The organism is Sagittula stellata E-37, from assembly GCF_039724765.1.
GTDB classification, from domain to species: Bacteria; Pseudomonadota; Alphaproteobacteria; order Rhodobacterales; family Rhodobacteraceae; genus Sagittula; species Sagittula stellata.
Window position 1 is genome coordinate 3,021,374 of sequence record NZ_CP155729.1, and the last position, 25,364, is coordinate 3,046,737.

Sequence of the window (25,364 nt, forward strand, 5' to 3'; positions counted from 1 at the left end):
CAGTGCCGCAAACCAGCCCTTGCCCATTCAGGCACATCCGGACCGCGTTGCCATGGGTTGTACCTGCCGGGCAGAAGTCCGGCGACCTTCGCCACATACGAATCCAGAACCGAGGTCTCCGGAGCGCCATGTGGCACGGCTGCATGGCTCTGAACAGACGTCCGGCGGGCGTCGCGCCTGCCAGACGCCCCGGCGTATCAGCCCTTCACGCTGGCAGCGGCGGCGGCCACTTCGGCCGCGGTGCCGATGTTGCGCACTGCGGCGGACCGGTCGATGCGGCGCACCATGCCCGACAGCGCCTTGCCCGCGCCGATTTCCCAGAATTCGGTCACGCCCTTGCCGACCATGTACTCAACGGACTCGCGCCACCGAACGGCGCCGCAGACCTGCTCGACCAGCAGGTTGCGGATCAGCGTCACATCGGTCACCGCACTGGCACGCACGTTGGCCACCAACGGCACCTTCGGCTCGTCGATGTTCACGTCGTCCAGTGCCTCGGCCATGATATCGGCTGCCGGCCCCATGAGGTCACAGTGGAACGGGGCGCTGACCGGCAGAAGAACGGCGCGCTTTGCCCCCTTCGTCTTGGCGATCTCGACGGCACGTTCGACCGCCGCCTTTGCGCCGGAAATCACCACCTGCGACGGATCGTTGTCGTTGGCCGCGGCCAGCACCTCGCCCTCGGCTGCCTCTGCCACGACGCCACGCACCGCCGCGAGATCCAGTCCGAGGATCGCCGCCATGGCGCCTTTGCCCACCGGGACTGCCGCCTGCATGGCCTTACCGCGCGCGCGCAACAATCGGGCCGCGTCGCTCACCGTCAGGGCGCCCGCCGCAGTCAGCGCCGTGTACTCGCCCAGCGAGTGGCCTGCTACGTAGGACGCCGCCTCGATGCTCACCCCTTCGGCCTCAAGTGCCCTGAGCGCCGCGATGGACGTGGCCATGAGCGCAGGCTGCGCGTTCTCGGTCAGGGTCAGCGTGTCCTGGTCCCCCTCCCAGATCAGCGCCGACAGCTTCTCGTTCAGTGCGGCGTCGACCTCATCGAAGACGGCCCGGGCGGCCGGGTAGGCTTCGGCAAGATCGCGCCCCATGCCGATGGTCTGGGCACCCTGCCCGGGAAAAATGAAAGCGCGGGTCATGGCCTCTCCTCAGCGTCTGATCCTTGGCCTTCAGGCAATACCGCCAGTGGGACAGCCATGCAACGCCTGCCGCACGATGCCTGTGCACCTGCAGAGATTGCGCGGCAGTGCGGCACGGGCACATGTTGCGGAAATTCGCACCAACCCGCACAGGAGCAATCGATGTCCCTGACCAACACCGCCACACGGTACGGCACCGTCGCCAAGACGCTGCACTGGGCCGTGGCGCTTGGCATCCTCGCCATGTTCCCCTTGGGGTTCCTCGCCTCGAACGCGGGGTATGACACGGCCGAGCAGCTGGCGACCAAGGCCACGCTGTTTTCCATCCACAAGACTCTGGGCGTGACGATCCTCGCGCTTGCCGTCATCCGCATCGCCTGGGCGGTCACGCAGCCCAAACCGGTTGCGCTGCACCCCGACCGCCGCGCCGAGACCTTCCTGGCCGAACTGGTGCACTGGTTGCTGTACGGCAGCCTCGTTCTCGTGCCGCTGTCGGGATGGATCGAACACGCCGCGACCGAAGGTTTCGCGCCGATCTGGTGGCCTTTCGGCCAAAGCCTGCCCTTCGTGCCCAAGAGCCCCGCACTGGCCGAGGTCTTCGCCACCATCCACTACGTGCTGCAGTGGGTGATGCTGGGGTCGGTCGGGCTTCACGTCGCAGGCGCCCTGAAACACGCGCTGATCGACCGGGACGCCACGCTTCGGCGGATGTGGTTCGGGCGGACGGATGCCGGAGAGCGTCCGGCCCCGCGTCACACCATTGCCGCGCCCACCGGCGCGCTGGCCACATGGGTCCTGGCGTTTGCCATTGCCGGCGCCTCCGGCCTGTTCAGCCACGACACCAGTGCGTCCCCGGGACCGGCCCCGCTGCGCCCCGCGCTGGCGCAGGTCGAAAGCGACTGGCGGGTGACCGAAGGGACGCTTGGCATCTCTGTCCAGCAGTTCGGAAAGACGGTCGAGGGCTCCTTTGCCGACTGGACCGCCGACATCGCCTTCGACGACAGCGAGGGCACGGGCCGGAAGGGCGACGTCGCCGTGACCATTTCGATCCCGTCCCTGTCGCTTGGCAGCGTGACAAAGCAGGCTCTTGGCCCTGAGTATTTCGATGCGGAGCAGTTCGCGACGGCGACCTTCACCGCACCGATCACCCGCACCGCCGATGGCTACGTCGCCGATGGGACGTTGAGCTTGCGCGGGACGGAGGTGCCGGTCACCCTGCCCTTCACGCTGGATCTGTCGGACGGCACTGCGCATATGGCTGGCACCACCACGCTCGACCGTCGCGCCTTCGGCATGGGCGAGACGATGACCGATCCGGCACAGCTTGGGTTCGACGTGCAGGTAAGCGTCAAACTGACCGCCACGCGCGCAGGCGGCTCCTGACCCAAAAGGCCATCGGCACCCGGTCACCCGCGAAGGGAGACCCGGTGCTTTGCGTCAAGGCGAATGCGGTTCAACTGGGCAGAGTACGCCACCCCTCTCGCCACCGGATGATCCGTGTGCCCGTGGGCTTGCGCAGCAGTGGCAGCATCGTGTCGTCAATGTTGAGCACCAAGCCGATCGGTACATAGTCCATCGCTTGATCCGCCATGCGCGGCAGCCCGGCAGGATAGAAGACCCACCCCGTTTCTCCGTAGATGCGGGCGTATGGGCTGGTCTGCCCGGTCTCCGGCGAGGGCTGCCGCCGTTCGAGCGCGCCCACACTGGCCGCGCCGGACAGGATACGGCCGTCGACGAGGGCGCAGGCGAGAAAGCGGGCCTCTTCCTCATGCGCATTCGCGTCGGCGCGCGTCTCCGGAACGGCCACGATGTGCCATGGCCGGAACTCCACCAGACTGCCGGCCTCCAGTCCGGCCAGGTTGTGCGGCGCGCTCATCAGAATACCAAACCAATGATCGTCAGTCTGTGTGTCCACCTGCACCGGCAGCCGCTGGCCGGCGTAGTCGTCCGGATTCGGCGCCACGAACTCCAGCATGACAACGTCACCGGGCTCCAGACGGGCCAATTCCGCTGTGCTGGGAATGAAATACGTATAGGGCGCCTCCGCCTTCAGCGGTCGCGGGTCCAGCAAGCGCCACGCCGCGCCGCCCCAGTCGCCATCTGGCATCACATCGAACATGCGGGAATACCTCCGTTCCGGGCCCTCTTTTCTGTGACGTTTGTGGCGCGATTGAGGAGGCGGGCCCTACCAAGTGCTTCGAACGAAGCTCGAATTGGAGAGAGACCAAGGTCTGCTTGTCGGACCCCACATCTCGAAGGCGGCGCCTTGCAAGCGCATCCGCACCATACGGATGGCCCCGAAAAACAAAGATGCCCGGCCTGCGCGGAAACGCAGGCCGGGCACTGTTCAGTCGGATGAATTGTGGCGGCACCGTATCCGCCGACACCCGTTGACGGATCAGTCCGCCTTCATCGCCTCGACGGAAATCGACACATCGACCTCGTCGCTGACGTAGGGCGCAAACGCACCGAGGTTGTAGTCCGAGCGCACCAGCGTCGTGGTGGCGTCGAAACCGGCCCAGGGCTTGCCTTCCATGGGGTGATCCATCTGCTGGTTCAGCTTGGCATCCAGAACGACTTCCTTGGTCACGTCGTTCAGCGTCAGGTCGCCGGTGATCAGCGCGGTGTCCTCGCCGGTCACTTCGATGGAGGTCGATTCGAAGGTCACCATCTCGTCGTCGCTGGCGTCGAAGAAATCGGGGGACATGAAGTGCTCGAACCGCGCTTCCCAGCCGGTCAGCATCGACATCACGGGGAAAGAAACGGAGACGGACGAGGCCGCCGGGTCTTCGGCATCCCAGTCGATCGTACCTTCGAAACCGGAGAACATGCCGGTGCCGGTCGAGTAACCGAGGTGGTCATAGGTAAAGACGATCTGGCTGTGGCTCGGGTCGAGCGTCCAGGCATCGCCGGCAAAGGCAGAGATCGGCAGCAGCGAGACGGCTGTGGCGAGAAGTACGGATTTCATGGTGTCACCTTTGTGGACTGTAAGATGACCCTCATGTCGCGGCATTGCAGCATTCGCACAACTGGTGCTGACTCAACAGGTTGTGTTGATTTTCGAACAGGTCAGTCGCTTGCCGGCGACTTCGCGAGGACGATCATCGACATGCCCATGATCAGCATGAAGAGTGAGACGCCCATCTTTATCAGCCGCAGATCGGTGGGGCCGTGTCCGCCCCCCACAAGCCATATGCCGAAGGCAGACACCATCAGGCCCATGCCGGCGCACAAAAGGATGATGCGGACAAGCAGGTGGCGGACCTGGCCCAGTTCCACGGCGTCCGCGGCCTCATGACCCTCCGTTGCCCCTGCCATCGCCTTCATTCCCGGTCTCCCGTCCCTTGCTGACCTTCGTGGCCCGTCGACGTCCGTGCGAGCGTAAACGGCAAAACCGACGGGAATGCGGCGCCTTCCGGGAAACTCCGGGGCAGAAGGAACCTGGCCTGGCGATTGCGCCGGACCTCCTTCGACAGAAGCGGGCCAAGCGCTTGACAGGTGAGTTTGCCAGGGGCCCACGGTCAGTGGCCCGTCACGATCCGCCTGACGCAGGATCCCAGCGCCGCCCAGCGATCCAGTTGGAATTACGCGGCTCTTGCGCCCTGACCACCGCAAGCCAGATGGCCACCGCCGCGACCGTTCCCGACAGCACCGCTTGTTGCAGATAGTCCCAACCCGTCCTAAATAATCGTGGCCTATTACCACATCCTTCACCTTGCGCTGGACACTAAGGTTGATCCGGCCGCCAATGTGACAGCCAACGGGCATTTCCGGGTCCGCCGGGACCGCTCCCGCGGCGTCTTGCAATGGCCGGCAAAGCGTGTATACGGGCGCTTCCTTCCGCATGAACGGTTGAACCGCGCGGTCTCTCGTGGGTCGGGCGCGGAAGGCAAAGCCCGCCCTTTGAAACGCGCCTTGATAGAAATGGAGTGCACATGCCGCTTTACGAGCATGTCTTTATCTCGCGCCAGGACCTGTCCAACGCGCAGGCCGAAGGCCTTGTCGAACACTTCTCCACAGTGCTGAAGGACAATGGCGGCAACGTCATCGAGTCCGAGTACTGGGGCGTGAAGACCATGGCCTTCAAGATCAACAAGAACCGCAAGGGCCACTACGCCTACCTGCGCACCGACGCCCCGTCGTCCGCCGTGCAGGAAATGGAACGCCTGATGCGCCTGCATGACGACGTCATGCGCGTCCTGACCATCAAGGTCGATGCGCACGAGGAAGGCCCCTCCGTCCAAATGCAGAAGAAAGACGAGCGTGGCGACCGCCGCGAGCGTCGTCCCCGCGACTGATCCCCAGAGAACAAGGAGCATAAACCATGGCTGCAAAACCGTTTTTCCGCCGCCGGAAGGTCTGCCCGTTCTCCGGTGAGAACGCGCCCAAGATCGACTACAAGGACACCCGCCTCCTGCAGCGCTACATCTCCGAGCGTGGCAAGATCGTGCCGTCCCGCATCACCGCCGTCTCGGCAAAGAAGCAGCGTGAACTGGCCCGTGCGATCAAGCGCGCCCGTTTCCTCGCCCTGCTTCCCTACGCCGTGAAGTAAGGAGGCCAACATGCAAGTCATTCTTCTCGAACGCGTGGCCAAGCTTGGCCAGATGGGCGACGTCGTGGACGTCAAGCCCGGTTTCGCGCGCAACTACCTGCTGCTGCAGGGCAAGGCCCTGACCGCCTCCAAGGAGAACATCGCCTCCTTCGAAGCGCAGAAGGCACAGCTCGAAGCACGTAACCTGGAATCCAAGAAAGAGGCCGAAGCACTGGCCGACCGTCTGGGTGGCCAGCAGTTCGTCGTGATTCGTCAGGCCTCCGATGGTGGCAACCTCTACGGCTCCGTCACCACTCGTGACGCGGCCGACGTGGCCACCGCCGAGGGCTTCTCGATCGATCGCAAGCAGATCCTGATCCGTACCCCGATCAAGGAACTCGGCCTGCACGAGATCGAGGTGCACCTGCACCCCGAGGTCATGGTCACCGTGACCCTCAACGTCGCGCGCTCCCCCGAGGAGGCTGAGCTTCAGGAATCCGGCAAGTCCATCCAGGAACTCGCCGCAGAGGAAGAAGCACAGGCCGAATTCGAAGTGTCGCAACTGTTTGACGACATCGGCTCTGCCGCGTCCGACGACGACGATGCACCGTCTGCCCCGGCTACGGCCGCAGAGGGCGACGACGACTGACAGGCTTTGTGCCTCAGACATTGAAAACCGCGCGGTCCCGGATCGCGCGGTTTTTTTTCGTTCGCACATCCGAATGCGAGCCGCCGCGCCAGTATTAATTCGGGCATACGCAGATTTGGTCAGAATTTGTAAACGTTGGCGGCTTAGGGATTGACGGAACAAAAGGCTTCCAGAGGTGTCCCATGTGGCCGTTCAAGTCCATCGCTCCCCAGACCGCATCTCCTAGCTCGGAGGAACTCGATCTTGCCAACATGGTGACCGACACCCATGCCGTCATTCGGTTCAAACCAGACGGGCAGATCGAATGGGCGAACGACTTGTTCCTCGCCGTTCTCGGATACACAAAGGAAGAACTTGACGGTAAGAACCACTCGCTGTTCGTGGACAAGGCCTACCGCGAAGGCGCCGAATACGCCTCTTTCTGGGACAGACTCCGGAACGGCGAAACGTTCACCAGCCAGTTCCCGCGTGTCACGAAATCCGGGGATCTGGTCTACATACAGGCCTGCTACTCGCCGGTTATGGGCGACGATGGCAAGGTTCGTGCGGTCATCAAGGTCGCCTCTGACGTGACCGAACGCCAGCTTGCCATCAACGACCTGAAAAACTCTCTTGAGGCCCTGTCGACGGGGGACCTGACACGCCATGTCGCGCCGTGCAGCGCGCCGGATCTCAATTCGCTTGCCGAGACGTTCAACGCTTGCATGAACCAGTTGTCGGAACTGATGACGAACGTGAAAAACGTTTCGAGCGACGTGAACCGCACCGCCGACGAGATGATGGCAACGGCGGACGACCTCTCCCGCCGTACGGAAACGCAGGCCGCCACGCTGGAGCAGACCGCAGCCGCCGTGGATCAGCTGACCTCCACCGCACGTTCGGCCGCGACGAATGCGAACGAGGTGCGCAACGTCGCGAACCACACCCGCACCGCCGCCGAGGGCGGGCGCACCCTTGTCGCCAACCTGACTTCGGCCATGGACAAGATCGAAGGCTCGTCCAACCAGATCAGCCAGATCATCGCGGTGATCGAGGGCATCGCCTTCCAGACCAACCTGCTGGCCCTGAACGCCGGAGTGGAGGCCGCGCGCGCTGGCGACTCCGGGCGGGGCTTTGCTGTCGTGGCGTCCGAAGTCCGGGGGCTGGCGCAGCGCAGTTCCGAATCCGCGAACGAGATCAAGGCGCTGATCCAGGCCAGCTCGGAACATGTCGGAGAGGGTTCCGATCTCGTGGGCCGCGCAACCACGGAGTTCGAGACGATCTTCCAAGGCGTGAACGGGATTTCGGAACGTGTCCAGGAAATCGCGCACGGCATGGAAGAGCAAAGCCAGACGCTGGCGGAAATCAACTCCTCCGTCTCGCAGCTCGATCAGGTCACCCAACAGAACGCCGCGATGGTGGAAGAGTCCCGGGACTCCAGCAGCCGCCTCCAGGGCGGCGCCCGCGAACTTCTGACCGAGATCGACTTCTTCACGGTCAGCGAAACAGGCAGTTCCGGAAGCTTTCAGGCGTATCAGACCGCCGTCTGACACCGCGGCTTGTCCGCCACACAGTCTCGGGCAAAAAAAGCCGCCCCGATGAGGGCGGCTCCGGTGCTTGGCTTTCCCGACCGGCGGTTTCTGTCCCGCCAGCCGCATCGGATCACTCTTCCTCGAGTGCCTCGACTTCTTTCTCAAGCTCTTCCTTGGAGACTTCCTTCTCCGTGACCTGCGCCTGATCGGCGATGTGGTCGATGACCTTGTCCTCGAAGATCGGCGCACGAAGCTGTTGCTGCATCTGTGCGTTCTGGCGGACGAAGTCGAAGAAGGCGCGCTCCTGACCCGGATACTGGCGGGCCTGGTTCATGATCGCCTGCGTCATCTCGGCGTCGGTCACCTCGACCTCTGCCTTCTGACCCAGTTCGGCCAGCAGCAGACCAAGGCGCACGCGGCGCTCCGCCAGATTCATATGCTCTTCGGTCGGCTCGATCGTGTCGTGGTTGTGGTCGTGCACGTCCGGGTTCTCTTCGTGCCACAGCTGGTGCGCGATCTGCTTGGCTTCGGCGTCCAGCAGGGTCGGCGGCAGATCGAAGGACACCATGCCGTCAAGCTGGTCCAGAAGGCCACGCTTCATGACCTGGCGCGCGGCACCGGCATATTCGGCCTCAAGACGCTCACGGATCTGACCCTTCAGGCTTTCTAGGTCTTCGGAACCGAACTTCTTGGCCAGCTCGTCGTCGATCTCGGCAGCCTTGGCAGCCTTCACTTCCTTGATCTTGCACTCGAAGGTCGCGTCCTTGCCGGCAAGGTTCTCCGCACCGTATTCTTCCGGGAACTTCACCTCGACGACCTTCTCATCCCCCGCGGAGACCCCCGCGAGCTGTTCTTCGAAGCCCGGGATGAAGGAGCCAGAGCCCAGCACCAGCGGATAGTCCTCTGCCGCGCCGCCGTCGAACGCTTCGCCGTCGACCTTGCCCAGGAAGTCGAACACCACCTGGTCGCCGTCCTCTGCCGGACCTTCCTTGGTCTCGAAGTCCTTGGCGGTGGAGGCGAGGTTGTTCAGCGCGTCGTCCACGGACGCATCGTCGGCCTTCACCACAAGCTTCTGGACAGTGATGGTGGACAGGTCGATCTCGGGGACTTCCGGCAGCGCTTCGTAGGACATCTCGACGCGCACGTCGTCGCCTTCCTTCCACTCTTCGCCATCCACCATCTTCACTTCCGGCTGCAGCGCCGGGCGATCGCCGGTGTTCTCGAAGTGCTCGTTCATGGCACCGTCGATGACTTCCTGCATCGTCTCGCCCAGAACGCGCGGGCCGAACTGCTTCTTGAGCAGAGCAAGCGGCACCTTGCCCTTGCGAAAGCCCTTCATCTCGATGTCCGGTTGCGCCTCTTTCAGCTTGGCGGTGACTTTCTCGTCCAGCTCGGCCGCCGTCACGGTGATGGCATAGCCGCGCTTGAGGCCTTCGTTCAGCGTCTCGGTGACCTGCATCGTCTCTTCCCTCGAATGAAGACGCGCCCCACGATGGGGGCGCAATTGAATTTGGCACCTTCTATTGACACGAGGACAACAGTGCAAGCGGGTTTGGCCGCCGCCCGCGCCACGGCGCGGGAGCATCTCCCGTTCGCCCCCGGCGCTCTGGGGGGCCAGGCTCGCGGAAGGACGCGGACTTCGGCGTTTGCATCATGCACGAGGGCCGGAATCGTGAGCCCACTTGATCGGGGATCTCCCGAACCTTGTTCCCTCAACAAAATCTCGCCAGCGACCAGAGACAATCTGCATCGCCTAAATCTAATGTTCAGATTTGAGGACCATTTTGGAGCTCATCGGCATATTTGAAAGGTGTTCCGCCATGAGAACCTCCACGAGCCTAGGCGCCGCATTCCTCGTAGCTGCGGCGACCAGCGCACTGGCAATCCAATCGACTTTGACGCTGACCAGTTGGGGGGAGCATTTCAATTTCGACAGCCAGACTACGGCGCTCGACTACACCCCTCTGTCGAAGGCCGAAAAGAAATGGAAACTCTGCGTCGTGTTTCCACATCTGAAGGATCCGTACTGGGTCGCAACGAACTATGGTGTCGTTTCCCACGCAAGAAGCCTGGGTGTCGCGGTCGATCTGTTCGAAGCGGGCGGATACGACCATCTGGAAGAACAGAAGAAACTGGTAAAGGATTGCGCCGCGGCAGACTACGATGCGATCCTTCTTGGCACTGTCTCCTACGACCAGATGACCGAGACGGTCACGGAAGCGGCCCAGTCCGTTCCGGTGTTTGCCACGGTGAATGCGATCCAGGGTGACGGAATCACCGGCATGGTCGCGGTCGATTGGCACGACATGGGGCGCGCCGCCGGGCAGTATTTCGTCGACAATTACCCGCAAGGCGGCGACGCACCAACCGTAGCCTGGCTGCCCGGTCCGGAAGCGGCCGGCTGGGTAACCTTTACCGACGCGGGCTTTCGCGAGGTGATGCAGAACTCCGCGGCCGAGATCAGTGCGGTCTACTACGGGGATACCGGTGCAGATTTCCAACGCGCCCTGGTGGAGGAGGCGCTCGATGCGAACCCGGACCTCGACTACATCGCCGGGAATGCCGTCGCGATCGAAGCGGCCATGGGCGTGCTGCGCCAACGCGGACTGACCGATCAGGTGGGGCTTGTTGCCGACTACTTCACACCGGCGATGTACCGGGGCGTTCGGCGCGGCATCATTTCGAGCGCACCGACCGACAGTGCCGCGCTGCAAGGGACGCTTTCTGTGGACCAGGCGGTCCGCCACCTCGAAGGAAAGGAAACGCCCGGCCACATCGGCCCGGTCATTTTCAGCGTGACAAAGGAAAACTCGTCGACATTCCCGGTGGACCAGTCGCTGGCGCCGGCAGATTTCAATCCGACTTTCAAGGTCGACTGACGCATCCCGCCTGAAACCAACCGCTGCGGGAACCGTGAAAATGGAGCCCGCAGCGACGTCCAAAAAAGGTTTGAAAAATGCCCACGGTTTCAATTCGTACAGGGTTGCTGCTTGCAATCGCCAGTCTCGCCGCGTTGGTCGCCATTTCGTCGGTGACGGCATTGTTCATCATGCGCTCGATTACCGGGCAACAAGAGATCGTAACGGAACGCGCCTTTCCCGCCGCCATAACGGCCACGGAACTGGAAGCGGAAACCGGCAGGATTCTCCAGTTCATGGATCGCCTTGACCGTGCGCCGACTGTGCAAGCCGTGGAAGAATTGGCGTCCGAGTTTGCCACCGCGATGGCTGAGACGAAAAACACGACACAAAGGCTGCACAGCCAGACCGGCAGCACGGCCTTGACGGATCAACTGGACGGTTTGCTCGTCGATTTGGAAGCAGCGATCACGGGCTATGTCGATATATCGCGCCAGCGGGCGCAACTCGTCGCGTCACAGTCGGACGCTGTCGCACTGATCTCCGACGAAAGCAGCAACCTGAACGGGGTCACCGACTCGCTTGTGGCCAATGCCAGAGCAACTGTCACCAACCGCTTGTCGCGCATGTACGACACGGTCGAAGACCCATATATGATCGACGATACATATGATACGTTGGACAACATTCTGGACATCGATCAACCTTATTCCACAAGAATGTCGGATCTGCGCAACAATGCGCTTTTGTTGCAGCAACTTTCGCTGAAATTGCTGGCGGCGAACGACATCGAAACCCTGGACGCGTTTCAATCGAAAATTTTATTCACGATCGAGACGATCGACCGCGAAGTATCAAGCATTGACGATCCGGAAAGGCAGGCTCAGGCCAAGGCATTCCTTGACAAAATGTTGACCGTTTTGGGCAGCGATGCGCAGCAAAGCCTCTACGACAGCATCGTCGAATCCTTGGCCAACCGAGACCGCGCCACGATCACGCGCGCCGAATTGGACGATCTGTTTGCACAATTCGAAAACACTGTCGCCGAAATCGTCAGCATAAGCGCCGCGCAAATCGAAAAATCGGTTTCCAAAGCGGCTCAGCAGGTTTCGGTCGGCAACATGACTTTGATCGCCATCGCAATAACGGCCATCCTGCTCTCTGGTGCCATCGGCTATGGCTACGTATCGAAGCATATCTTACAGCGGCTCAGTCAGCTATCCAACATGACAAAGGAAATGGCGTCCGGAAACATCGACATGACGCTTCCCCGTGCACCCGACGACGAACTGGGCCAGATGGTGACAGCACTCGGTATCTTCCAGAAAGGAGAAATCGAGCGGCGGGAACAAAAGGAGCGGGAACAAACGCGCCTGAAGGAAACGTCTGATTTTGTTTCCACGCTGAGCGAAGCCTTGCGCAACCTTTCAATGGGGGACCTGAGATTCCGCATAGACCAGGATGTCGGTGCAGAGTTCAGCTCGATTTGCGTCAACTACAATCAATCGGTGAACCGTTTGAACGAGATCCTGACCGATGTCGTTGGCACGTCCGAAACCATTTCCAGCGGCATGCAGAGCCTTTACAACGCATCTATCCAACTCGCGAAACGTACCGAGCAACAGGCAAGCGCGGTGACCCAGACGACCACAACCCTGGCCCAGATCAAGAATGAGGTAGAAGGTACGGCGTCCGGCGCGCGCGATGCATGGGAACTCTCTCAGAACGCGCAAAAGAAGGCCGAGATAGGCAGAGACGTGGTGGCCCAGTCGACGAATGCGATGGAGAGAATCAAGAAAAGCACTGATGAAATCTCTAGTTTCATTGGTTTGATCGACGATATCGCCTTTCAAACGAACCTGCTGGCGTTGAATGCGGGGGTGGAGGCGGCTCGAGCCGGCCAAGCCGGGTCCGGGTTTGCTGTCGTTGCCGCTGAAGTGCGAGGTTTGGCACAGCGTGCAAGCACGGCGGCCCAAGACATCAAGACACGCATTAACACCAGTGTCACAGATGTACAAAATGGTGAAAACCTTGCCAATGAAACCAGGCATGCGCTTTCCGAGATCGAAGATATGGTCAAGGAACTGAATACCGCAATAATGGATATCTCGACTACCGCTCAAAGCCAAGTCAATTCCATTCGGGAAATCAACACCGCAATGAATGAGATTGAGAACGTGACCCAGCATAATGCCGCGATGGTTGAGGAAACGAATGCGAGTACGGTTGCACTCCAATCGGATGTTTCTTCAATGCTGGATAGCGCTTCAGTTTTCAAGCTGGACGATCCCCAAGAGAAATCAGCTTCCCAAGAGCCGAAATTCACGCGCTCTTCCAACAGCCTCGAACTGTTTTCCGCCATGGCCAATGATGCGGATATCCCCGCAATGAGGACAATGACCGGTTAGGTCAGTTTGACAAATGGCGGAGCCAAAGCCTGATCGAAGTGATATCGACGAAGCCGAGGAAGCTCTCCGCGGTCTTGTCGTAGCGGGTCGCAACCCGGCGGGCGTTTTTCAGCTTGTTGAAGCATCGTTCGGCCAGGTTGCGCAGGCGATACAATGACCGGTCGACGCCGACGCGCATCTTGCGTGAATTTCGCATGGGGATGACCGGCAACACATCGCGTTTGTCCATGGATCTGCGCATGCTGTCAACGTCATAGCCCCGATCAGCCAGCAGGACGCTTGGCGTTGACGGGTCGTCAGCCATGACCCGATCAAAGCCAAGGTAATCGGATGTTTGCCCAGCGGTGATCTCGGTCCTCATCGGCAGTTCCAGCGGCATTGGCGAGATGGTGGATCTTGGTCGTAAACCGGCGCTGTTGCGCAAATCGGCGTTCGGGCTGAAGGTCCTTTTTCCCGCTGTGCTTCAGGCGATGGCCTCGATCTCGGCTCTGCCGGGGGCCGGGAAGCGGTTCACGATGACGATGCGGATCTGGATTTCGGCGGTCTGGCGGTCGGGGGTGAGCCATCGACGCGCCATCGGTCCGGGCGACAGTGGCGAACGGACATGATCCGCTCGCCGAAGAACTTCAGGCATTTCATCCCTTGGCCGACAGGGCATTGCGTCGGCAATGTCCCGAGAGGCTGAGCTTCGACCCGACTTCGGACATGGTAGCGGGCCCACGTCTTCCAGAGCGCCCTGCCGAGGTGTCGCGTCGCGCGCAGGATCTCGTTTCGCGCCAATGCTGCGGGGCAGTCTTCTTTCCAGGCGCGGCCGTTCCGGTGGATCGGTATGACGGCATCGGCGCCGTGCTCGACGATGGCGGGATGGCATCGGCGTGTGTCGGATGCGCCGTCCGTTGCCCGGCAGGGTCATGCGTCGCATGATCCCGAGAGGGGCCGTGACGGTGGCGATCTCCTCGCCCTCGGGAATGTGCGACAGCAGGTCTGGCAGCAGCGGGCTGTCGCCATGGCGGCCTGAGGTGAACTCGACCGCGCGTATGTCGCCGGTTTCCGTGTCCGGGGCGATGTGAACCTTGCGCCATTGCCTCTGGCCGGAGGCGCGATGCTTCCGGGCCGGCCATGCGCCACCGCCACCGAACGTCACCCCCGTGCTGTCCGCTGCCCGGCCGTGCATCGCGCGGTGATGTCACGAGAGGGGATCGGCAGGTTCAAGGGCTTGCCCGAGCGGCGACAGGGGATCTGACCCCGATCCGCGCTTGCCGTCGGCACAGCGCCGAACAGTCCGGAGCCGGCCAGTCGCGCCCAGCCATCCGGATCGGGCTCTCGACCGGCCCGACCGTCTGCCGCAGCGGAAGGCCGAACAGGCCGGGGCTCCGCCCGTTCAGGGCTGAAACGATCCCCCGGATCGTTTCCGAGACGCCCCTCACCCTTCAGCGTCAGGCAGGTGTGGATCGCGACATCCGAGAACGTCTCGGGCCGCCCCCGTTTACCGGTCTTTCCGGCGTGCCGGACCGTGTCGGGATCAAACCAGACCGAGAGCGAACCCCGCCGGCGCAGCGCAGCGTCATATTCGGACCAGTCCGTCGTGCGATAGCGGGTGGGCGAGAGCCTCGGCATGACACCGATCCAACGCACTGGATTCCTACAGTGAATCCTCATCGCTGATATATGCGACAAGCCCTCGTGAACCCTGACCCACCTCGTGAACGGCCAAGACCCTGTCGCGGATTCGCCCTTTAGCGCGCGCGGCCTCCCTCTAGAGACATTGCTGGCGCGATGCCCTGCCGGGCAGTGGATGATTGGCGCGAACCACACTTCTGTAGATCATTTGCAGGGCGTACGGCACCGCCCCGCTTTCGTTCAGCGCGTCTATTATCTGCTCCCAGAGCTCCGCCAGTGTCCAGCACCGGAACTGGCGGTAGACGCTTGACCACTTGCCGAACTCTTCCGGCAAATCGCGCCAGGTAGAGCCTGTGCGCGCGATCCAGAAAATCCCTTCAAGAGCAAGGCGGTGGTTGGTAGGTTTGCGTCCGTTCGGGGCGCGAACTATCAGGATGAAACGCTCAAAGAACGCCCATTCCTCGTCCGACATCAGGTCTCGTGCCAAGCGGGTCTGCATCGCAGATACCGGCTTGAATCCCATCAGCGCGTCCCGTGAATCCCTTTTGTCAACACGACCACCTACACGCTAAAGTACTGGCAAGGCCTGACCCTTTTCGTCGACAATGGGCGGATAGACTTAGACACGAACCCGGTTGAACGCATGTTTAAGCCGTCTATCTTGCTTCGCAAAAATGCGTTGTTCATAGGCAGTGACGAAGGCGCACATGCTTGGGGCATCCTGTCCTCCAACGTAGAGACCTGCAAGCTCGACAACATAAATGTTGAGTCCTATCTGACTCGGATTCTGGATCAGATCGAGGCGAAGCTGCCTCGACGCGATTACGCAAAGCTGCTTCTTTGGAACGCCCCTGCGAAACTATCGATCAGTCGTTAGATGGCGTAGGGCCGCGGGAATCTAACCTTCGCTCTGCCCGGCCCAAACGTCCAACCGGGACGGGAAGCGGTCGGTCAGGAGAATAGAGTGCGCACGGCGACGCAACGGTGCCCGACCGGCGCTCCTCCGATCATCAGGCGCCGCGGGCCCGGTAGCGCGCCCTCCGCCCGCCTGTTTGCGGTTCCGGCCCAAGCCTGTTATCCACCCCGGAAATGTTGAAAAGAAACGCAAAATGAACGCGTGGCATGTCCTGAACATGCCACCCTACATGGCGTGCGCTTTCGTTTCGCATTCAATTGAACGTCTAAAAGGAGAACCTCATGCGTACCATGAAGCTCGCATCCACCGCACTCGCCGCCACCCTCGCACTGCCGCTCGCCACTCAGGCGCAGGCTCAGGACGACGCTGGCCAGTGCGGCGAAGTTTCGATCGCCCAGATGGGCTGGGCCGCTGCCGAGGTGACCACAAACATCGCCAAGTTCCTGCTGGAGCAGGGTTATGGCTGCGATGTCACCTTGGTGCAGTCCGACACCATTCCCGCGATCACCTCGGTCGCTGAAAACGGCGAGCCGGACGTGGTGACCAACCTGTGGCTCAACTCGGGCGGTGAAGCCTATATCAAACTCGAAGAAGGCGGCACCATTCAGCGCCTGACCTCCGTGCTGGAGCCAGGCGGTGTCGAGGGCTGGTGGATCCCCACCTCGCTCGCCGAAGAGCACCCCGAACTGAAGACCATCGACGGTATCCTTGAGAACCCCGAGCTGGTCGGCAGCCGCTTCAACAACTGCCCCGATGGCTGGGGTTGCCGCGTTGTCTCCGACAACCTGTCGCGCGCGCTGGACCTTGAAGGCCATGGCATCGAGGTCTTCAACCACGGCTCGGGCGAGACGCTCGCGACGTCGATGGGCGCGGCTGTGACCGGCGGTGAGCCCTGGTTCGGCTACTACTGGGGCCCGACTGTCCCGCTTGGCAAGTACGACATGACCAAGGTGGACTTGGGCGGCTATGACGAGGCGGCCTTTGCCCCGCTGCAGAACCCCGATACCCCCGACCCGCAGGTTTCGGATTTCCCCGCGGCGCCGATCCTGACATCCGTCACCACCGAGTTCGCCCAAGAGAACCCCGAGGTGACCGAGTTCTTCACCAACATGACCTTCGCCACCGACCAGATGTCGGGCCTGCTGGCATGGAAAGACGAGAACAACGCCTCGAACGAGGAAGTCGCCGTCTACTTCCTGTCGACCGCGTCCGACACCTGGACCAACTGGGTCAACGACGCCGCGCGCGAAAACCTCTCGGCACTCCTTAAGTAATCGGATGCCCTGCCCTTCGGGGCGAAGTTTCTCAACGGGGCCGGGCAATCGGCCCCGTTTTGGTTTTCAACAACAAGGAGGGCCTGCAAGGGCCGCAATGCTCATATGGCAACCTACGATGGTCTCTTCGATACCCTTGGCCTGAGGGAGTGGTGCGGTGCGCAGGACTCCGGCGCACCGATGTCAATGGCCGACCTGCTGGCCAAGTCAAGCGGCGCCGATGCCGACACCTCGTTGCGGGACTTTCCATTTCCCTCGCTCGATGCCCTGCACGAGGCCTGCGCGGCCATTCCGCAGTCGCGCGATCTGACGCTTGGGCTGGAAACCGGCTTTCTCGGCATTCGCGATGCGCTGCGCGTGGTCGTCGATCCGCTGACCCAACCGCTGAGCTGGGCACTTGAGACCATGCTTTGGGTGATGACCGAAACGCCCTGGTGGGCCATGGTTCCGATACTGCTGCTGATCACCTGGGTGGTAGGCCGGTCATGGAAGGTCGTGGGCTTCGTGGCGCTGGTTCTTGCGGGCCTCGCCTTCGTCGACCACTACGAGGTCGCGATGCAGACCCTCGCCATCATCTTCGTTTGCGCCTTCATATGCGTATTGATCGGGGTGCCCATAGGGATTGCCATGTCGCGCAGCGATCGCCTGCAGGGCATACTGACGCCGGTGCTGGACATGCTGCAGACCCTGCCGCCATTCGTTTACCTGATCCCGCTGATCTTCCTGTTCTCGGTGACCGAACCCAAGCTCTACGGCATCGCAGTGATCCTTTACGCGATCGTGCCGGTGGTGCGCCTGACCAACCTCGGCATCCGGCTTGTCAATCCGGACGTGATCGAGGCCGCCGACGCCTTTGGCATGACCAAAAGCCAGAAGCTCTTTGGCGTGCAGATCCCGCTGGCGCTGCCCAACATCATGGCCGGCGTGAACCAGACGATCATGATGAGCCTTGCGATGGTGGTCATCGCCTCGATGGTCTCGGCCCCGGGCCTTGGCATTCTCGTGCTGCGCGGCATCCGCAACCTTGAACTTGGCGTCGGTCTGATTGCCGGTCTGGGTATCGTCGTACTGGCCATCGCGCTGGACCGCGTGACCAAAGCCTCGCTGGCGCGCATCGACGCCAGCCAAAGCAGCCGCTGAGGAGACGGACATGACAAAGAACGTGAAAGTCTCGATCAGGCACCTTTACAAAATCTTCGGTGGGGACCCCAAAGGGGCCCTCGCCAAGGTTCGCGACGGCATGACCAAGGCCGAGTTGCTGGAACAGACGAACCATGTGCTGGGCCTGCAGGACATCAACGTCGACATGAAGGAAGGCGAGATCACCGTCATCATGGGCCTGTCGGGCTCGGGCAAGTCGACGCTGATCCGGCACCTCAACCGGCTGATCGAACCCACGGCCGGAGAGGTGCTTGTCAATGGCGAGGACATCCTGTCGTGGAACGACGCGCAGATGCGCACCCTGCGCCGCGAATCCATGTCGATGGTGTTCCAGAACTTCGCCCTGCTGCCGCACCGAACCGTATTGGAGAATGCGGGCATGGCGCTGGCCACCCGCGGCATGGCGCGGCGCGACTATGAGGATGAGGCCAACAAGTGGCTCGACCGGGTCGGACTTGCCGGTCAGGGCGAGCAATATCCCCACCAGCTTTCGGGCGGCATGCAGCAGCGGGTCGGCATCGCGCGGGCTCTGGCATCGAACTCGGACATCATGTTGATGGACGAGGCGTTTTCCGCCTTGGATCCGCTGATCCGAACGGACATGCAGAACCTTCTGCTCGAGCTTCAGGACGAACTGCAAAAGACGATCGTCTTCATCACCCACGATCTGGATGAAGCGCTGAAGCTTGCCGATCATCTGGTGATCCTGAAAGACGGCGCAGTGGTGCAGCAGGGTCAGCCGCAAGACATCTTGCTGAACCCTGCGGACCCCTACATCGAAGAATTCGTCGCCGACATCAATCGCGCGCGCGTGCTGCGCGTCCGTTCGGTGATGACGGATCGCAAACCGGACGCTCCGATCGACGGAGAGGTCGCTCCGGGCGACAACCTGGAAAGCATCATCGCGCTGGCCGAGGGCAATCTGGACCGTGCCTTCGACGTAAAGAACGATGGCGAAACGTTGGGCTATATCGACATGAAATCCGTCGTGCAGGCCCTGGTGCCGCGGAGCGTCGATGCGCAAGATTGAGCTCTGAGATCGAGACCTCCCCGCAGCATGCCAGAAGAAGCGGAAGCGCTGCGGCTCTGGCTTTCATCGGCACCCGTTGGATGCCGATGAAAGCTTCCCGTCTCGATTTCAACGTCAAGTTTTGAAGCTGTCAATCACGAGGCGCAGCATCGTTTAGAGGGTCTCGAACCGGACCTTCGCTGAGATCCACATGGAGGCCCGCTCTGGGCCGGCAACGACGGCAGCAAGAAGGCAGAGCGCATTTATTCTTTATGCAGTTTCTGCACGTCGGCGTCGGTCATGCCGCGCGCGGCGAAGATCGGTTCCCCGCCCCTCGTGTCTGGACGCGCTCTCCTGTTGCGCCGAGCACATGGGGCGGCATTGGTGACCGCCCGTCCGCTGCTTGCCGCATGAATGTTTGCTCCGAGCCAGAAGAGCGTTTTTGCCTTAGCAAAATATCGGCACTATGCGCCAATATGCAGTCGGCAGTGGCCTCGGACAGCCCTCAGACTGGGGGCTGGTGGATGCAACGCTTACGGTTTTCGTGGATGTGTTTGCGCTAATATCCCAGTTTCTCGTGGGTATCGGCAAGGATCATGGGCCAGTGCGCGCGCACCCACCGCCTTCCTGCCGCTGCAAGACACGCTCGCGACGAAACGCATGGCGCGCGATTGTTTCGCAGATCGCCCTACTTAAAGACGTGAACCTGTCCCGCGCCGATTTGAAACTCAACGGTTTCATGTGGCTTCGCTCAAATTTCGACCAAGAAGGACTGGCACAAGACTCCAGCTTCAAATGGTCCGGTTTTCAGGCGGTCGCGCACACGAAGGCGCCCCTTTGTCGAAGTCCCGGCCCAATGTCCCCAGTTGGATACGCGTCAGGCTTGACCATTCCCGACCAACGGGACGCGAAGGCTGATACACGTGCCTGTCCGGACCTCTTCCAGTTTCACACCGCCGTGATGCCTGCGCATGACCTGCTCGACGATAGCCAAACCGAGGCCCGTTCCTTCGCCGTTCTCAAGCTGCGAGAAGCGGCGGAAGGCGATGTCCGCCTTGTCGAGCGGTATCCCCACCCCGTCGTCCCGCACCGTGATCACCGCCTCCGCGCCACGTTTGCCGGTGCTCACCTTGATCCGAGTCATTCCGTTGCCGCCGTGACGCAAGGCGTTTTCCACGAGGTTGGAAAGCGCCTCACCCAACAGAACCGGGTCCCCTTCCACGTCAAGGGTCGCTTCCGCCCTCTCTAACGCGAAGTCGATCTCACGGGACAGAACCTGCGGAGCGAGACCGCTGCAGACATCTTCGACCAACTCGTTGAGGTCGAAGCGCGTGGCCGGTGCCGTGCCGTCGTACCGGAGGCGCTCAAGAGACAACAACTGGTTAGCCAGACGGGCGGATACGCGGGCGGCGGCGATGAGCTCCGCCTGTCGGGCAGAACGTTCCTTTTCGTCGCGGACATCCGGCAGGGTCTCGGCCAGAGCCAGCAGCGCAGCGGCCGGGTTGCGCAACTGGTGCGCGGCGTCGGAAATGAAGGACTGATGGACCTCGATGCTGTCCCGCACCTGACCGAGCAGGCGGTTCAGGGTCGAGACCACCCCGGCGACTTCCTTGGGAACGGGACGGCGAATGCGGCCAAGGTCGTCCGGGGAGCGTTGCCGGATCGCCTCCTGCAGGTCGTTGAGCGGACGCAGGCCGATCTGTACGCCAAACCAGACCACCAGCGCCAGCGCCGCCATCAGGCCCGCCATCAGGACAATCGCACGCAGCGCCAGTTCGCGCGCAAAGGCCTGACGGTCACTGACCCGCTGCCAGACGGTCACGACCGTTTCGCCCGTCAGGTTGTCGATCGTGCGGTTCTCTATCATACGCAGGACCCGCATCTCTTCGCCCCGGTACGTGGCCAGATAATAACTGGGCACGTCGGCGTCAGTCGTCTCGGCGGCGCGCGGCGGGTAAGCATAGCCGGTCACGTAATATCCGCCCGGCCCGGTCACATGGTAGAAGATTTCGCCACCGCCCGCGTCCGAGATGAATCTGCGTGCGCTGGGTGAGAGGGCATCCCCATCGGAGATTGCGACATCCCGCGAAATCGCCAGCGCGGCTGCAAGCAAACTGCGGTCGAACAGTTCTTCGGAAGTCCGCTGCGCCGCCTCGAAACGCCACAGGCCAAGCAGGACGGACACCACGAGAAGGGGCGGCAAAATCACCAGGAAAAGCCGCAAGCGCAGTGACATGGCCCTGCGGAACACCCGCCTGCGCCGGCTATGCACCATCGACTTCCAGCATGTAGCCCAGGCCCCGGGCCGTCTTGATACGTATTCCGAAGGGTTCGAGCCTCTTGCGCAGACGCGAGACATGCGGCTCGATCGCGCTGTCCTCGGCGTCCGAGCCGATGCCGTAGACATGGCTGATCAACTGCGCCTTGGACACGAGGCGCCCGCGACGTTCCAGCAGGCACTCCAGCGTCGCGATTTCCCTGCGTGGGATGTCGAGCGCCTGTTCGTCCTGCATAAGCTGGCGTCCGGTGCGGTCGAAGACCAGCGGACCCAGCTTGTCGCGGGCCGCGAACTCGATGTTCTTGCGCCGGGCCATGGCGCGAAGGCGGGCTTCGAGTTCATCCATCTCGAACGGCTTGGTCAGGTAGTCGTCGGCTCCGGCATCCAGCCCCGCCACCCGCTCCGCCGTCTCGGAACGGGCGGTCAACAGGATGACCGGCGTACCATCGTTGCGGCGCCGCAAGGCCCGCAGCACCGAGAGCCCGTCCATTCCCGGCAGGTTCAGGTCCAGCACGACCAAGTCCGCGCCTTCCTGCGCAAGGAACGCGTCGGCTTCGGTGCCGTCGTGAAGGAGGTCCACCGAATGCCCCCGGTCCCGCAAACGGAATGCAATCCCGTGTGCCAGAGCCTCGTTGTCTTCTATGACTGCAATCCGCATGGTTACTTCTTTGTCATGTTGCGCAAGTTTCGCGCAAGGTTGGAACCGCAAGGTGCAGACGTTGGAGGAGGGAATCATTCCCTTGAAAAGATAACATGTAACGTGCCGGACATTCATCTGGCACGGCGAAGGTCTACGGGAGGATACCAATGACCATCAAGAACCTCGCAACCTCGGTTGCTGCTCTCGCCCTCATGTCGGCACCGGCTCTGGCCGAAGTGGACTTTTCCGGAGAGACGATCGAATGGGTCATCCCATTCTCGGAAACAGGCGGTTCGGCCAAGTGGGCGAACTTCTTCGCGCCGCTGCTGGCGCAGGAACTGCCGGGCAAACCGACCGTCGTCGTCAAGTTCATGCCGGGCGCAGGCTCGACCAAGGGCGCCAACTGGTTCCAGGAGCAGGAATACGAAGATGGCACGTTGATCTTCGGCACGTCCGGGTCGACCCAGTTCCCGTATCTGCTGGATGATCCGCGTGTACGCTATGAATATTCCGACTGGGTGCCGGTCATGGCTTCCGGTACGGGCGGTGTCGCCTACCTCAACCCCGAGGACGGCGCGAAATTCGACGGCTCGGCCAACAATCTCAAGGATGTCAACTTCATCTACGGTTCGCAGGGTGCCACGCGGCTTGACCTCGTGCCGCTGCTGGCCTGGGAAATGCTTGGCATGAACGTCGAGCCGGTCTTCGGCATCAAGGGACGCGGCGACGGTCGCCTGATGTTCGAACGCGGCGAAGCCACCATCGATTACCAGACCTCCTCGGGCTATCTCGGGGCATCGGCGGACCTGGTCGAGCAAGGCAAGGCCGTGCCAATGATGAGCTGGGGCGCACTGGACGAAGACGGCAACATCGTGCGTGATCCGACCTTCCCGGACATGCCCACCTTCAAGGAGGTGTGCGAGGCCACCGATGGCTGCGAAACCAGCGGCGACGCCTGGGATTCCTGGAAAGCCTTCTTCGTGGCGGGCTTCCCGTCCCAGAAAATCGCCTTCCTGCCGAATGGCACGCCGCAAGAGGTGGCCGACACCTATATCGCCGCGTTCGAGGCTGTCCGTGCGCGCCCCGACTTTGCCGAATTCGCGGCAAAGCAAGTGGGCAAGTACCCGATGTTCGTGGGCAATGGCGCCGCCAAGGCAACCAAGGAGGCGACCACGGTGTCGCCCGAAGCCAAGGCCTTTGTCATCAACTGGCTCAAAGAAGCCTATGGCGTGACGATCAAGTAATCGACGCGCCCGCGCGCCCCGTCCTCTCCTCCGGGCGGGGCGCGCGACATTCCTTGTTTCTGAAGACTCAACCGAAAGAACGGTGCGATGGATCTCTTTGCGACCGCCCTGCCGGCGCTTGCCGACGCATGGGCTCTCATCCTGCAACCTGTCGTCCTGGGCTACCTTGTCCTCGGCGTGGTCATGGGCCTTGCAGTCGGTGTGTTTCCCGGTCTCGGCGGCATCGCCGGACTGTCGCTGCTGCTGCCCTTCATGTTCGGCATGGAACCGGTTCTCGGTCTCGCGCTGATGATCGGTATGGTGGCGGTGGTCCCGACCTCGGACACCTTTGCCTCGGTGCTGATGGGGATCCCGGGGTCCAGCGCCTCGCAGGCCACCGTGCTGGACGGCTTTCCACTGGCCAAGAAAGGCCAGGCGGCCCGGGCGCTGTCGGCGGCCTTTACCTCGTCGCTGTTCGGCGGGCTGGTCGGCGCGGCCTTCCTGACGGTCTTTATCGTGGTCGCCCGGCCGCTCGTGCTGGCCTTCGGGCTGCCGGAAATGCTGATGATCTCGATCCTCGGCCTGTCGATGGTGGCCGTCCTCGCCGGGCGCGTGGCACTCAAGGGGCTGGCAGCGGCGGGTCTGGGCATGCTGATCGGCACCATCGGAGAGGCCGACGCGGGCGGTTCGCTGCGCATGGCAACTTATGACATCCCGTATCTGACAGACGGGCTGAAGCTGGTGATCGTCGGCCTCGGCATCTTTGCCGTGCCGGAAATCGTCTCGCTGCTGCGCCAGGACCGCTCCATCGCCAAGGATGCCAAGCTGGGTGCCGGCTGGGGCGAAGGCGTGAAGGATTGGGTCGCCAACAAGTGGCTTTCGATCCGCTGTTCGCTGATCGGCGTCGTCGTCGGCGTGATCCCCGGTCTTGGCGGCTCGGTCGTCGACTGGATCGCCTACGGCCACGCCGTCCAGACCACCAAGGACAAATCGAATTTCGGCAAGGGCGAGATCCGCGGCGTGATCGGGCCGGAAAGCTCGAACAACGCCAAGGAAGGCGGCGGCCTTGTCCCGACCCTGCTGTTCGGCATCCCCGGCTCCGGCTCCATGGCGATCTTCATCGGGGCCATTGCGCTGCTGGGTTCGGGCGATATCGAAGTCGGGCCGAACATGCTGCGCGACAATCTCGACATCACCTACTCCATCGTCTGGCTGCTGGCGCTGGCAAACGTGGTCGGCACGATCCTGTGCATCGCGGCTTCTGGCGGCATCGCGAAGCTGACCACCATCCGCTTCACCTATCTTGCGCCATTCCTGTTCATGCTGATCTCTTTCGCGGCATTCCAGTCGGGTCAGAACTTCGAGGACATCCTCGCGCTGTTCGCCATCGGCCTGATCGGCATCTTCCTGCGCCGCTTCGACTGGTCGCGTCCGGCCTTCCTGATCGGTTTCGTGCTGTCCAACCCGGTCGAGAAATTCTCCAACCAGGCATTCCAGATCGCGTCTTTCCGGTTCCGCAGCTCTTTCGAGGAAGGTATCTCCTACATCTTTTCGCCCATCGTGATCGTGCTGCTGATCGTCACGGTCGTGTCGGTGGTGCTGGGTATCCGGCAGGCCAAGACCATCATGGCCGAGGGCGACGTGAAGTCCGGATCGAAGCGCGCGCCCATCGTCTTCCTGCTGGTCATCCTGGCCTATGTCGTGACCGCGCTCATCAACGCCAACATGATCCCCGACTACAACATGACGGACAAGATCGTACCGTTGGTCATCGGGGGCATCACGCTGACCGCGCTCTTGATCCTGCTGGTGCAGATGATCCTGCGACCCGAGGGCGACACCATCTTCGCCGACAAGGAAATGGCGGGCGAGGACGCGGATGCGCCCTATGGCCTCTGGGGCACATTGGCCTGGTTCGCGGGGCTTATCGCGGCCACCTACGTGCTGGGCTTCATCCTCGCTCTGGCCGGGTTCCTGGTGACCTTCCTGAGGGTTCGGGCACAGGCCCCCTGGCCGAAGACGCTGATCCTGACGGCCTGCGGCATTGCGCTGATGTGCGTGATGGCAGGCGCCCTCAACCGCGACTTTCCACCGGGCCTTCTGCAGGGCGTCACCGACTTGCCTTGGCCGCTGAACTGATCCAAGGG

The 25,364-nt window shown here is 62.1% G+C and carries 20 protein-coding genes and 3 pseudogenes; 13 read left to right on the plus strand and 10 right to left on the minus strand.

The genetic code is table 11. The annotated features are described in order from the left end of the window. Window positions 1-197: 197 nt before the first annotated feature. Window positions 198-1,139, minus strand: a complete 942-nt coding sequence (gene fabD / locus ABFK29_RS14320) for an ACP S-malonyltransferase (RefSeq protein ID WP_005856011.1) — start codon at window positions 1,137-1,139, stop codon at window positions 198-200. A gap of 162 nt (window positions 1,140-1,301) precedes the next feature. Here fabD and ABFK29_RS14325 point away from each other — a divergent pair, with 162 nt between their 5' ends. Beyond that, entirely contained in the window at window positions 1,302-2,522 is a 1,221-nt protein-coding gene (locus ABFK29_RS14325) for a cytochrome b/b6 domain-containing protein (RefSeq protein WP_005856020.1), read from the plus strand. A gap of 70 nt (window positions 2,523-2,592) precedes the next feature. Here the strand turns inward: ABFK29_RS14325 and ABFK29_RS14330 are convergent, their stop codons facing one another. From ABFK29_RS14330 to ABFK29_RS14340, 3 genes are all read right to left on the minus strand, one after another. Then, on the minus strand, window positions 2,593-3,258 hold the full coding sequence (locus ABFK29_RS14330) for a hypothetical protein (RefSeq protein WP_005856022.1): 666 nt from the start codon (window positions 3,256-3,258) through the stop codon (window positions 2,593-2,595). A gap of 279 nt (window positions 3,259-3,537) precedes the next feature. Continuing rightward, a complete protein-coding gene (locus ABFK29_RS14335; protein WP_005856024.1) occupies window positions 3,538-4,107 on the minus strand; it encodes a YceI family protein in 570 nt (189 codons plus the stop codon). A 101-nt stretch (window positions 4,108-4,208) separates the two neighbouring features. Then, entirely contained in the window at window positions 4,209-4,466 is a 258-nt protein-coding gene (locus tag ABFK29_RS14340; protein ID WP_005856026.1) for a hypothetical protein, read from the minus strand. A 608-nt stretch (window positions 4,467-5,074) separates the two neighbouring features. Here ABFK29_RS14340 and rpsF point away from each other — a divergent pair. The 4 genes from rpsF (at window position 5,075) to ABFK29_RS14360 (ending at window position 7,848) form a co-directional block, all read left to right on the plus strand. Beyond that, a complete protein-coding gene (rpsF, locus tag ABFK29_RS14345) occupies window positions 5,075-5,437 on the plus strand; it encodes a 30S ribosomal protein S6 (protein WP_005856027.1) in 363 nt (120 codons plus the stop codon). A 26-nt stretch (window positions 5,438-5,463) separates the two neighbouring features. Then, entirely contained in the window at window positions 5,464-5,691 is a 228-nt protein-coding gene (rpsR, locus tag ABFK29_RS14350; RefSeq protein ID WP_005608650.1) for a 30S ribosomal protein S18, read from the plus strand. Between the two features lie 10 nt (window positions 5,692-5,701). Further along, complete coding sequence (gene rplI / locus ABFK29_RS14355; protein ID WP_005856029.1) at window positions 5,702-6,319, plus strand: 50S ribosomal protein L9; 618 nt, start codon at window positions 5,702-5,704, stop codon at window positions 6,317-6,319. Window positions 6,320-6,501: 182 nt separating this feature from the next. Next, window positions 6,502-7,848: a methyl-accepting chemotaxis protein gene (locus ABFK29_RS14360; RefSeq protein ID WP_005856032.1), complete on the plus strand. Its 1,347-nt coding sequence runs from the start codon at window positions 6,502-6,504 to the stop codon at window positions 7,846-7,848. A 112-nt stretch (window positions 7,849-7,960) separates the two neighbouring features. On the opposite strand, the gene tig is transcribed toward ABFK29_RS14360, so the two are convergent. Continuing rightward, window positions 7,961-9,289, minus strand: coding sequence for a trigger factor (gene tig / locus ABFK29_RS14365; RefSeq protein ID WP_005856033.1), 1,329 nt, complete (start codon window positions 9,287-9,289; stop codon window positions 7,961-7,963). Window positions 9,290-9,614: 325 nt separating this feature from the next. Here tig and torT point away from each other — a divergent pair, with 325 nt between their 5' ends. Continuing rightward, window positions 9,615-10,709, plus strand: coding sequence for a TMAO reductase system periplasmic protein TorT (gene torT / locus ABFK29_RS14370; protein WP_232281511.1), 1,095 nt, complete (start codon window positions 9,615-9,617; stop codon window positions 10,707-10,709). Window positions 10,710-10,786: 77 nt separating this feature from the next. Continuing rightward, on the plus strand, window positions 10,787-13,096 hold the full coding sequence (locus tag ABFK29_RS14375; protein ID WP_050772353.1) for a methyl-accepting chemotaxis protein: 2,310 nt from the start codon (window positions 10,787-10,789) through the stop codon (window positions 13,094-13,096). Between the two features lies 1 nt (window position 13,097). Here ABFK29_RS14375 and ABFK29_RS14380 read toward each other — a convergent pair. The 3 pseudogenes from ABFK29_RS14380 to ABFK29_RS14390 form a co-directional block, all read right to left on the minus strand. After that, a pseudogene (locus tag ABFK29_RS14380) lies at window positions 13,098-13,509 on the minus strand (IS5 family transposase); the annotation flags it as partial. Between the two features lie 50 nt (window positions 13,510-13,559). Then, window positions 13,560-14,713, minus strand: a pseudogene (locus ABFK29_RS14385) (IS5 family transposase). Window positions 14,714-14,879: 166 nt separating this feature from the next. Beyond that, window positions 14,880-15,215: pseudogene (locus ABFK29_RS14390) on the minus strand (transposase); the annotation flags it as partial. Between the two features lie 114 nt (window positions 15,216-15,329). Between ABFK29_RS14390 and ABFK29_RS14395 the strand changes: the two are divergent. From ABFK29_RS14395 to ABFK29_RS14410, 4 genes are all read left to right on the plus strand, one after another. Beyond that, complete coding sequence (locus ABFK29_RS14395) at window positions 15,330-15,593, plus strand: IS66 family transposase (protein WP_232281518.1); 264 nt, start codon at window positions 15,330-15,332, stop codon at window positions 15,591-15,593. Window positions 15,594-15,913: 320 nt separating this feature from the next. Then, complete coding sequence (locus ABFK29_RS14400) at window positions 15,914-16,906, plus strand: ABC transporter substrate-binding protein (RefSeq protein WP_005856045.1); 993 nt, start codon at window positions 15,914-15,916, stop codon at window positions 16,904-16,906. 105 nt (window positions 16,907-17,011) lie between these two features. Next, entirely contained in the window at window positions 17,012-18,046 is a 1,035-nt protein-coding gene (locus tag ABFK29_RS14405) for an ABC transporter permease (RefSeq protein WP_005856048.1), read from the plus strand. 10 nt (window positions 18,047-18,056) lie between these two features. Continuing rightward, on the plus strand, window positions 18,057-19,097 hold the full coding sequence (locus ABFK29_RS14410) for a quaternary amine ABC transporter ATP-binding protein (RefSeq protein WP_005856049.1): 1,041 nt from the start codon (window positions 18,057-18,059) through the stop codon (window positions 19,095-19,097). An 856-nt stretch (window positions 19,098-19,953) separates the two neighbouring features. Here ABFK29_RS14410 and ABFK29_RS14415 read toward each other — a convergent pair. Further along, window positions 19,954-21,312: a sensor histidine kinase gene (locus ABFK29_RS14415; RefSeq protein WP_005856050.1), complete on the minus strand. Its 1,359-nt coding sequence runs from the start codon at window positions 21,310-21,312 to the stop codon at window positions 19,954-19,956. Window positions 21,313-21,340: 28 nt separating this feature from the next. Further along, on the minus strand, window positions 21,341-22,012 hold the full coding sequence (locus tag ABFK29_RS14420) for a response regulator transcription factor (RefSeq protein ID WP_040604170.1): 672 nt from the start codon (window positions 22,010-22,012) through the stop codon (window positions 21,341-21,343). Between the two features lie 149 nt (window positions 22,013-22,161). Here ABFK29_RS14420 and ABFK29_RS14425 point away from each other — a divergent pair, with 149 nt between their 5' ends. Together ABFK29_RS14425 and ABFK29_RS14430 are read left to right on the plus strand one after the other, a co-directional pair. Further along, window positions 22,162-23,238, plus strand: coding sequence for a hypothetical protein (locus ABFK29_RS14425; RefSeq protein ID WP_005856052.1), 1,077 nt, complete (start codon window positions 22,162-22,164; stop codon window positions 23,236-23,238). 87 nt (window positions 23,239-23,325) lie between these two features. Further along, entirely contained in the window at window positions 23,326-25,356 is a 2,031-nt protein-coding gene (locus tag ABFK29_RS14430) for a tripartite tricarboxylate transporter permease (protein WP_005856053.1), read from the plus strand. The last annotated feature ends 8 nt before the right edge of the window (window positions 25,357-25,364 follow it).

Excerpts from the sequence above, each read along its gene's own strand:
- fabD (WP_005856011.1), bottom strand. The coding sequence starts at position 1,139 with ATGACCCGCGCTTTCATTTTTCCCGGGCAGGGTGCCCAGACCATCGGC.
- ABFK29_RS14325 (WP_005856020.1), top strand. The coding sequence starts at position 1,302 with ATGTCCCTGACCAACACCGCCACACGGTACGGCACCGTCGCCAAGACG.
- ABFK29_RS14330 (WP_005856022.1), bottom strand. The coding sequence starts at position 3,258 with ATGTTCGATGTGATGCCAGATGGCGACTGGGGCGGCGCGGCGTGGCGC.
- ABFK29_RS14335 (WP_005856024.1), bottom strand. The coding sequence starts at position 4,107 with ATGAAATCCGTACTTCTCGCCACAGCCGTCTCGCTGCTGCCGATCTCT.
- ABFK29_RS14340 (WP_005856026.1), bottom strand. The coding sequence starts at position 4,466 with ATGAAGGCGATGGCAGGGGCAACGGAGGGTCATGAGGCCGCGGACGCC.
- rpsF (WP_005856027.1), top strand. The coding sequence starts at position 5,075 with ATGCCGCTTTACGAGCATGTCTTTATCTCGCGCCAGGACCTGTCCAAC.
- rpsR (WP_005608650.1), top strand. The coding sequence starts at position 5,464 with ATGGCTGCAAAACCGTTTTTCCGCCGCCGGAAGGTCTGCCCGTTCTCC.
- rplI (WP_005856029.1), top strand. The coding sequence starts at position 5,702 with ATGCAAGTCATTCTTCTCGAACGCGTGGCCAAGCTTGGCCAGATGGGC.
- ABFK29_RS14360 (WP_005856032.1), top strand. The coding sequence starts at position 6,502 with ATGTGGCCGTTCAAGTCCATCGCTCCCCAGACCGCATCTCCTAGCTCG.
- tig (WP_005856033.1), bottom strand. The coding sequence starts at position 9,289 with ATGCAGGTCACCGAGACGCTGAACGAAGGCCTCAAGCGCGGCTATGCC.
- ABFK29_RS14375 (WP_050772353.1), top strand. The coding sequence starts at position 10,787 with ATGCCCACGGTTTCAATTCGTACAGGGTTGCTGCTTGCAATCGCCAGT.
- ABFK29_RS14400 (WP_005856045.1), top strand. The coding sequence starts at position 15,914 with ATGCGTACCATGAAGCTCGCATCCACCGCACTCGCCGCCACCCTCGCA.
- ABFK29_RS14405 (WP_005856048.1), top strand. The coding sequence starts at position 17,012 with ATGGCAACCTACGATGGTCTCTTCGATACCCTTGGCCTGAGGGAGTGG.
- ABFK29_RS14410 (WP_005856049.1), top strand. The coding sequence starts at position 18,057 with ATGACAAAGAACGTGAAAGTCTCGATCAGGCACCTTTACAAAATCTTC.
- ABFK29_RS14415 (WP_005856050.1), bottom strand. The coding sequence starts at position 21,312 with ATGTCACTGCGCTTGCGGCTTTTCCTGGTGATTTTGCCGCCCCTTCTC.
- ABFK29_RS14420 (WP_040604170.1), bottom strand. The coding sequence starts at position 22,012 with ATGCGGATTGCAGTCATAGAAGACAACGAGGCTCTGGCACACGGGATT.
- ABFK29_RS14425 (WP_005856052.1), top strand. The coding sequence starts at position 22,162 with ATGACCATCAAGAACCTCGCAACCTCGGTTGCTGCTCTCGCCCTCATG.
- ABFK29_RS14430 (WP_005856053.1), top strand. The coding sequence starts at position 23,326 with ATGGATCTCTTTGCGACCGCCCTGCCGGCGCTTGCCGACGCATGGGCT.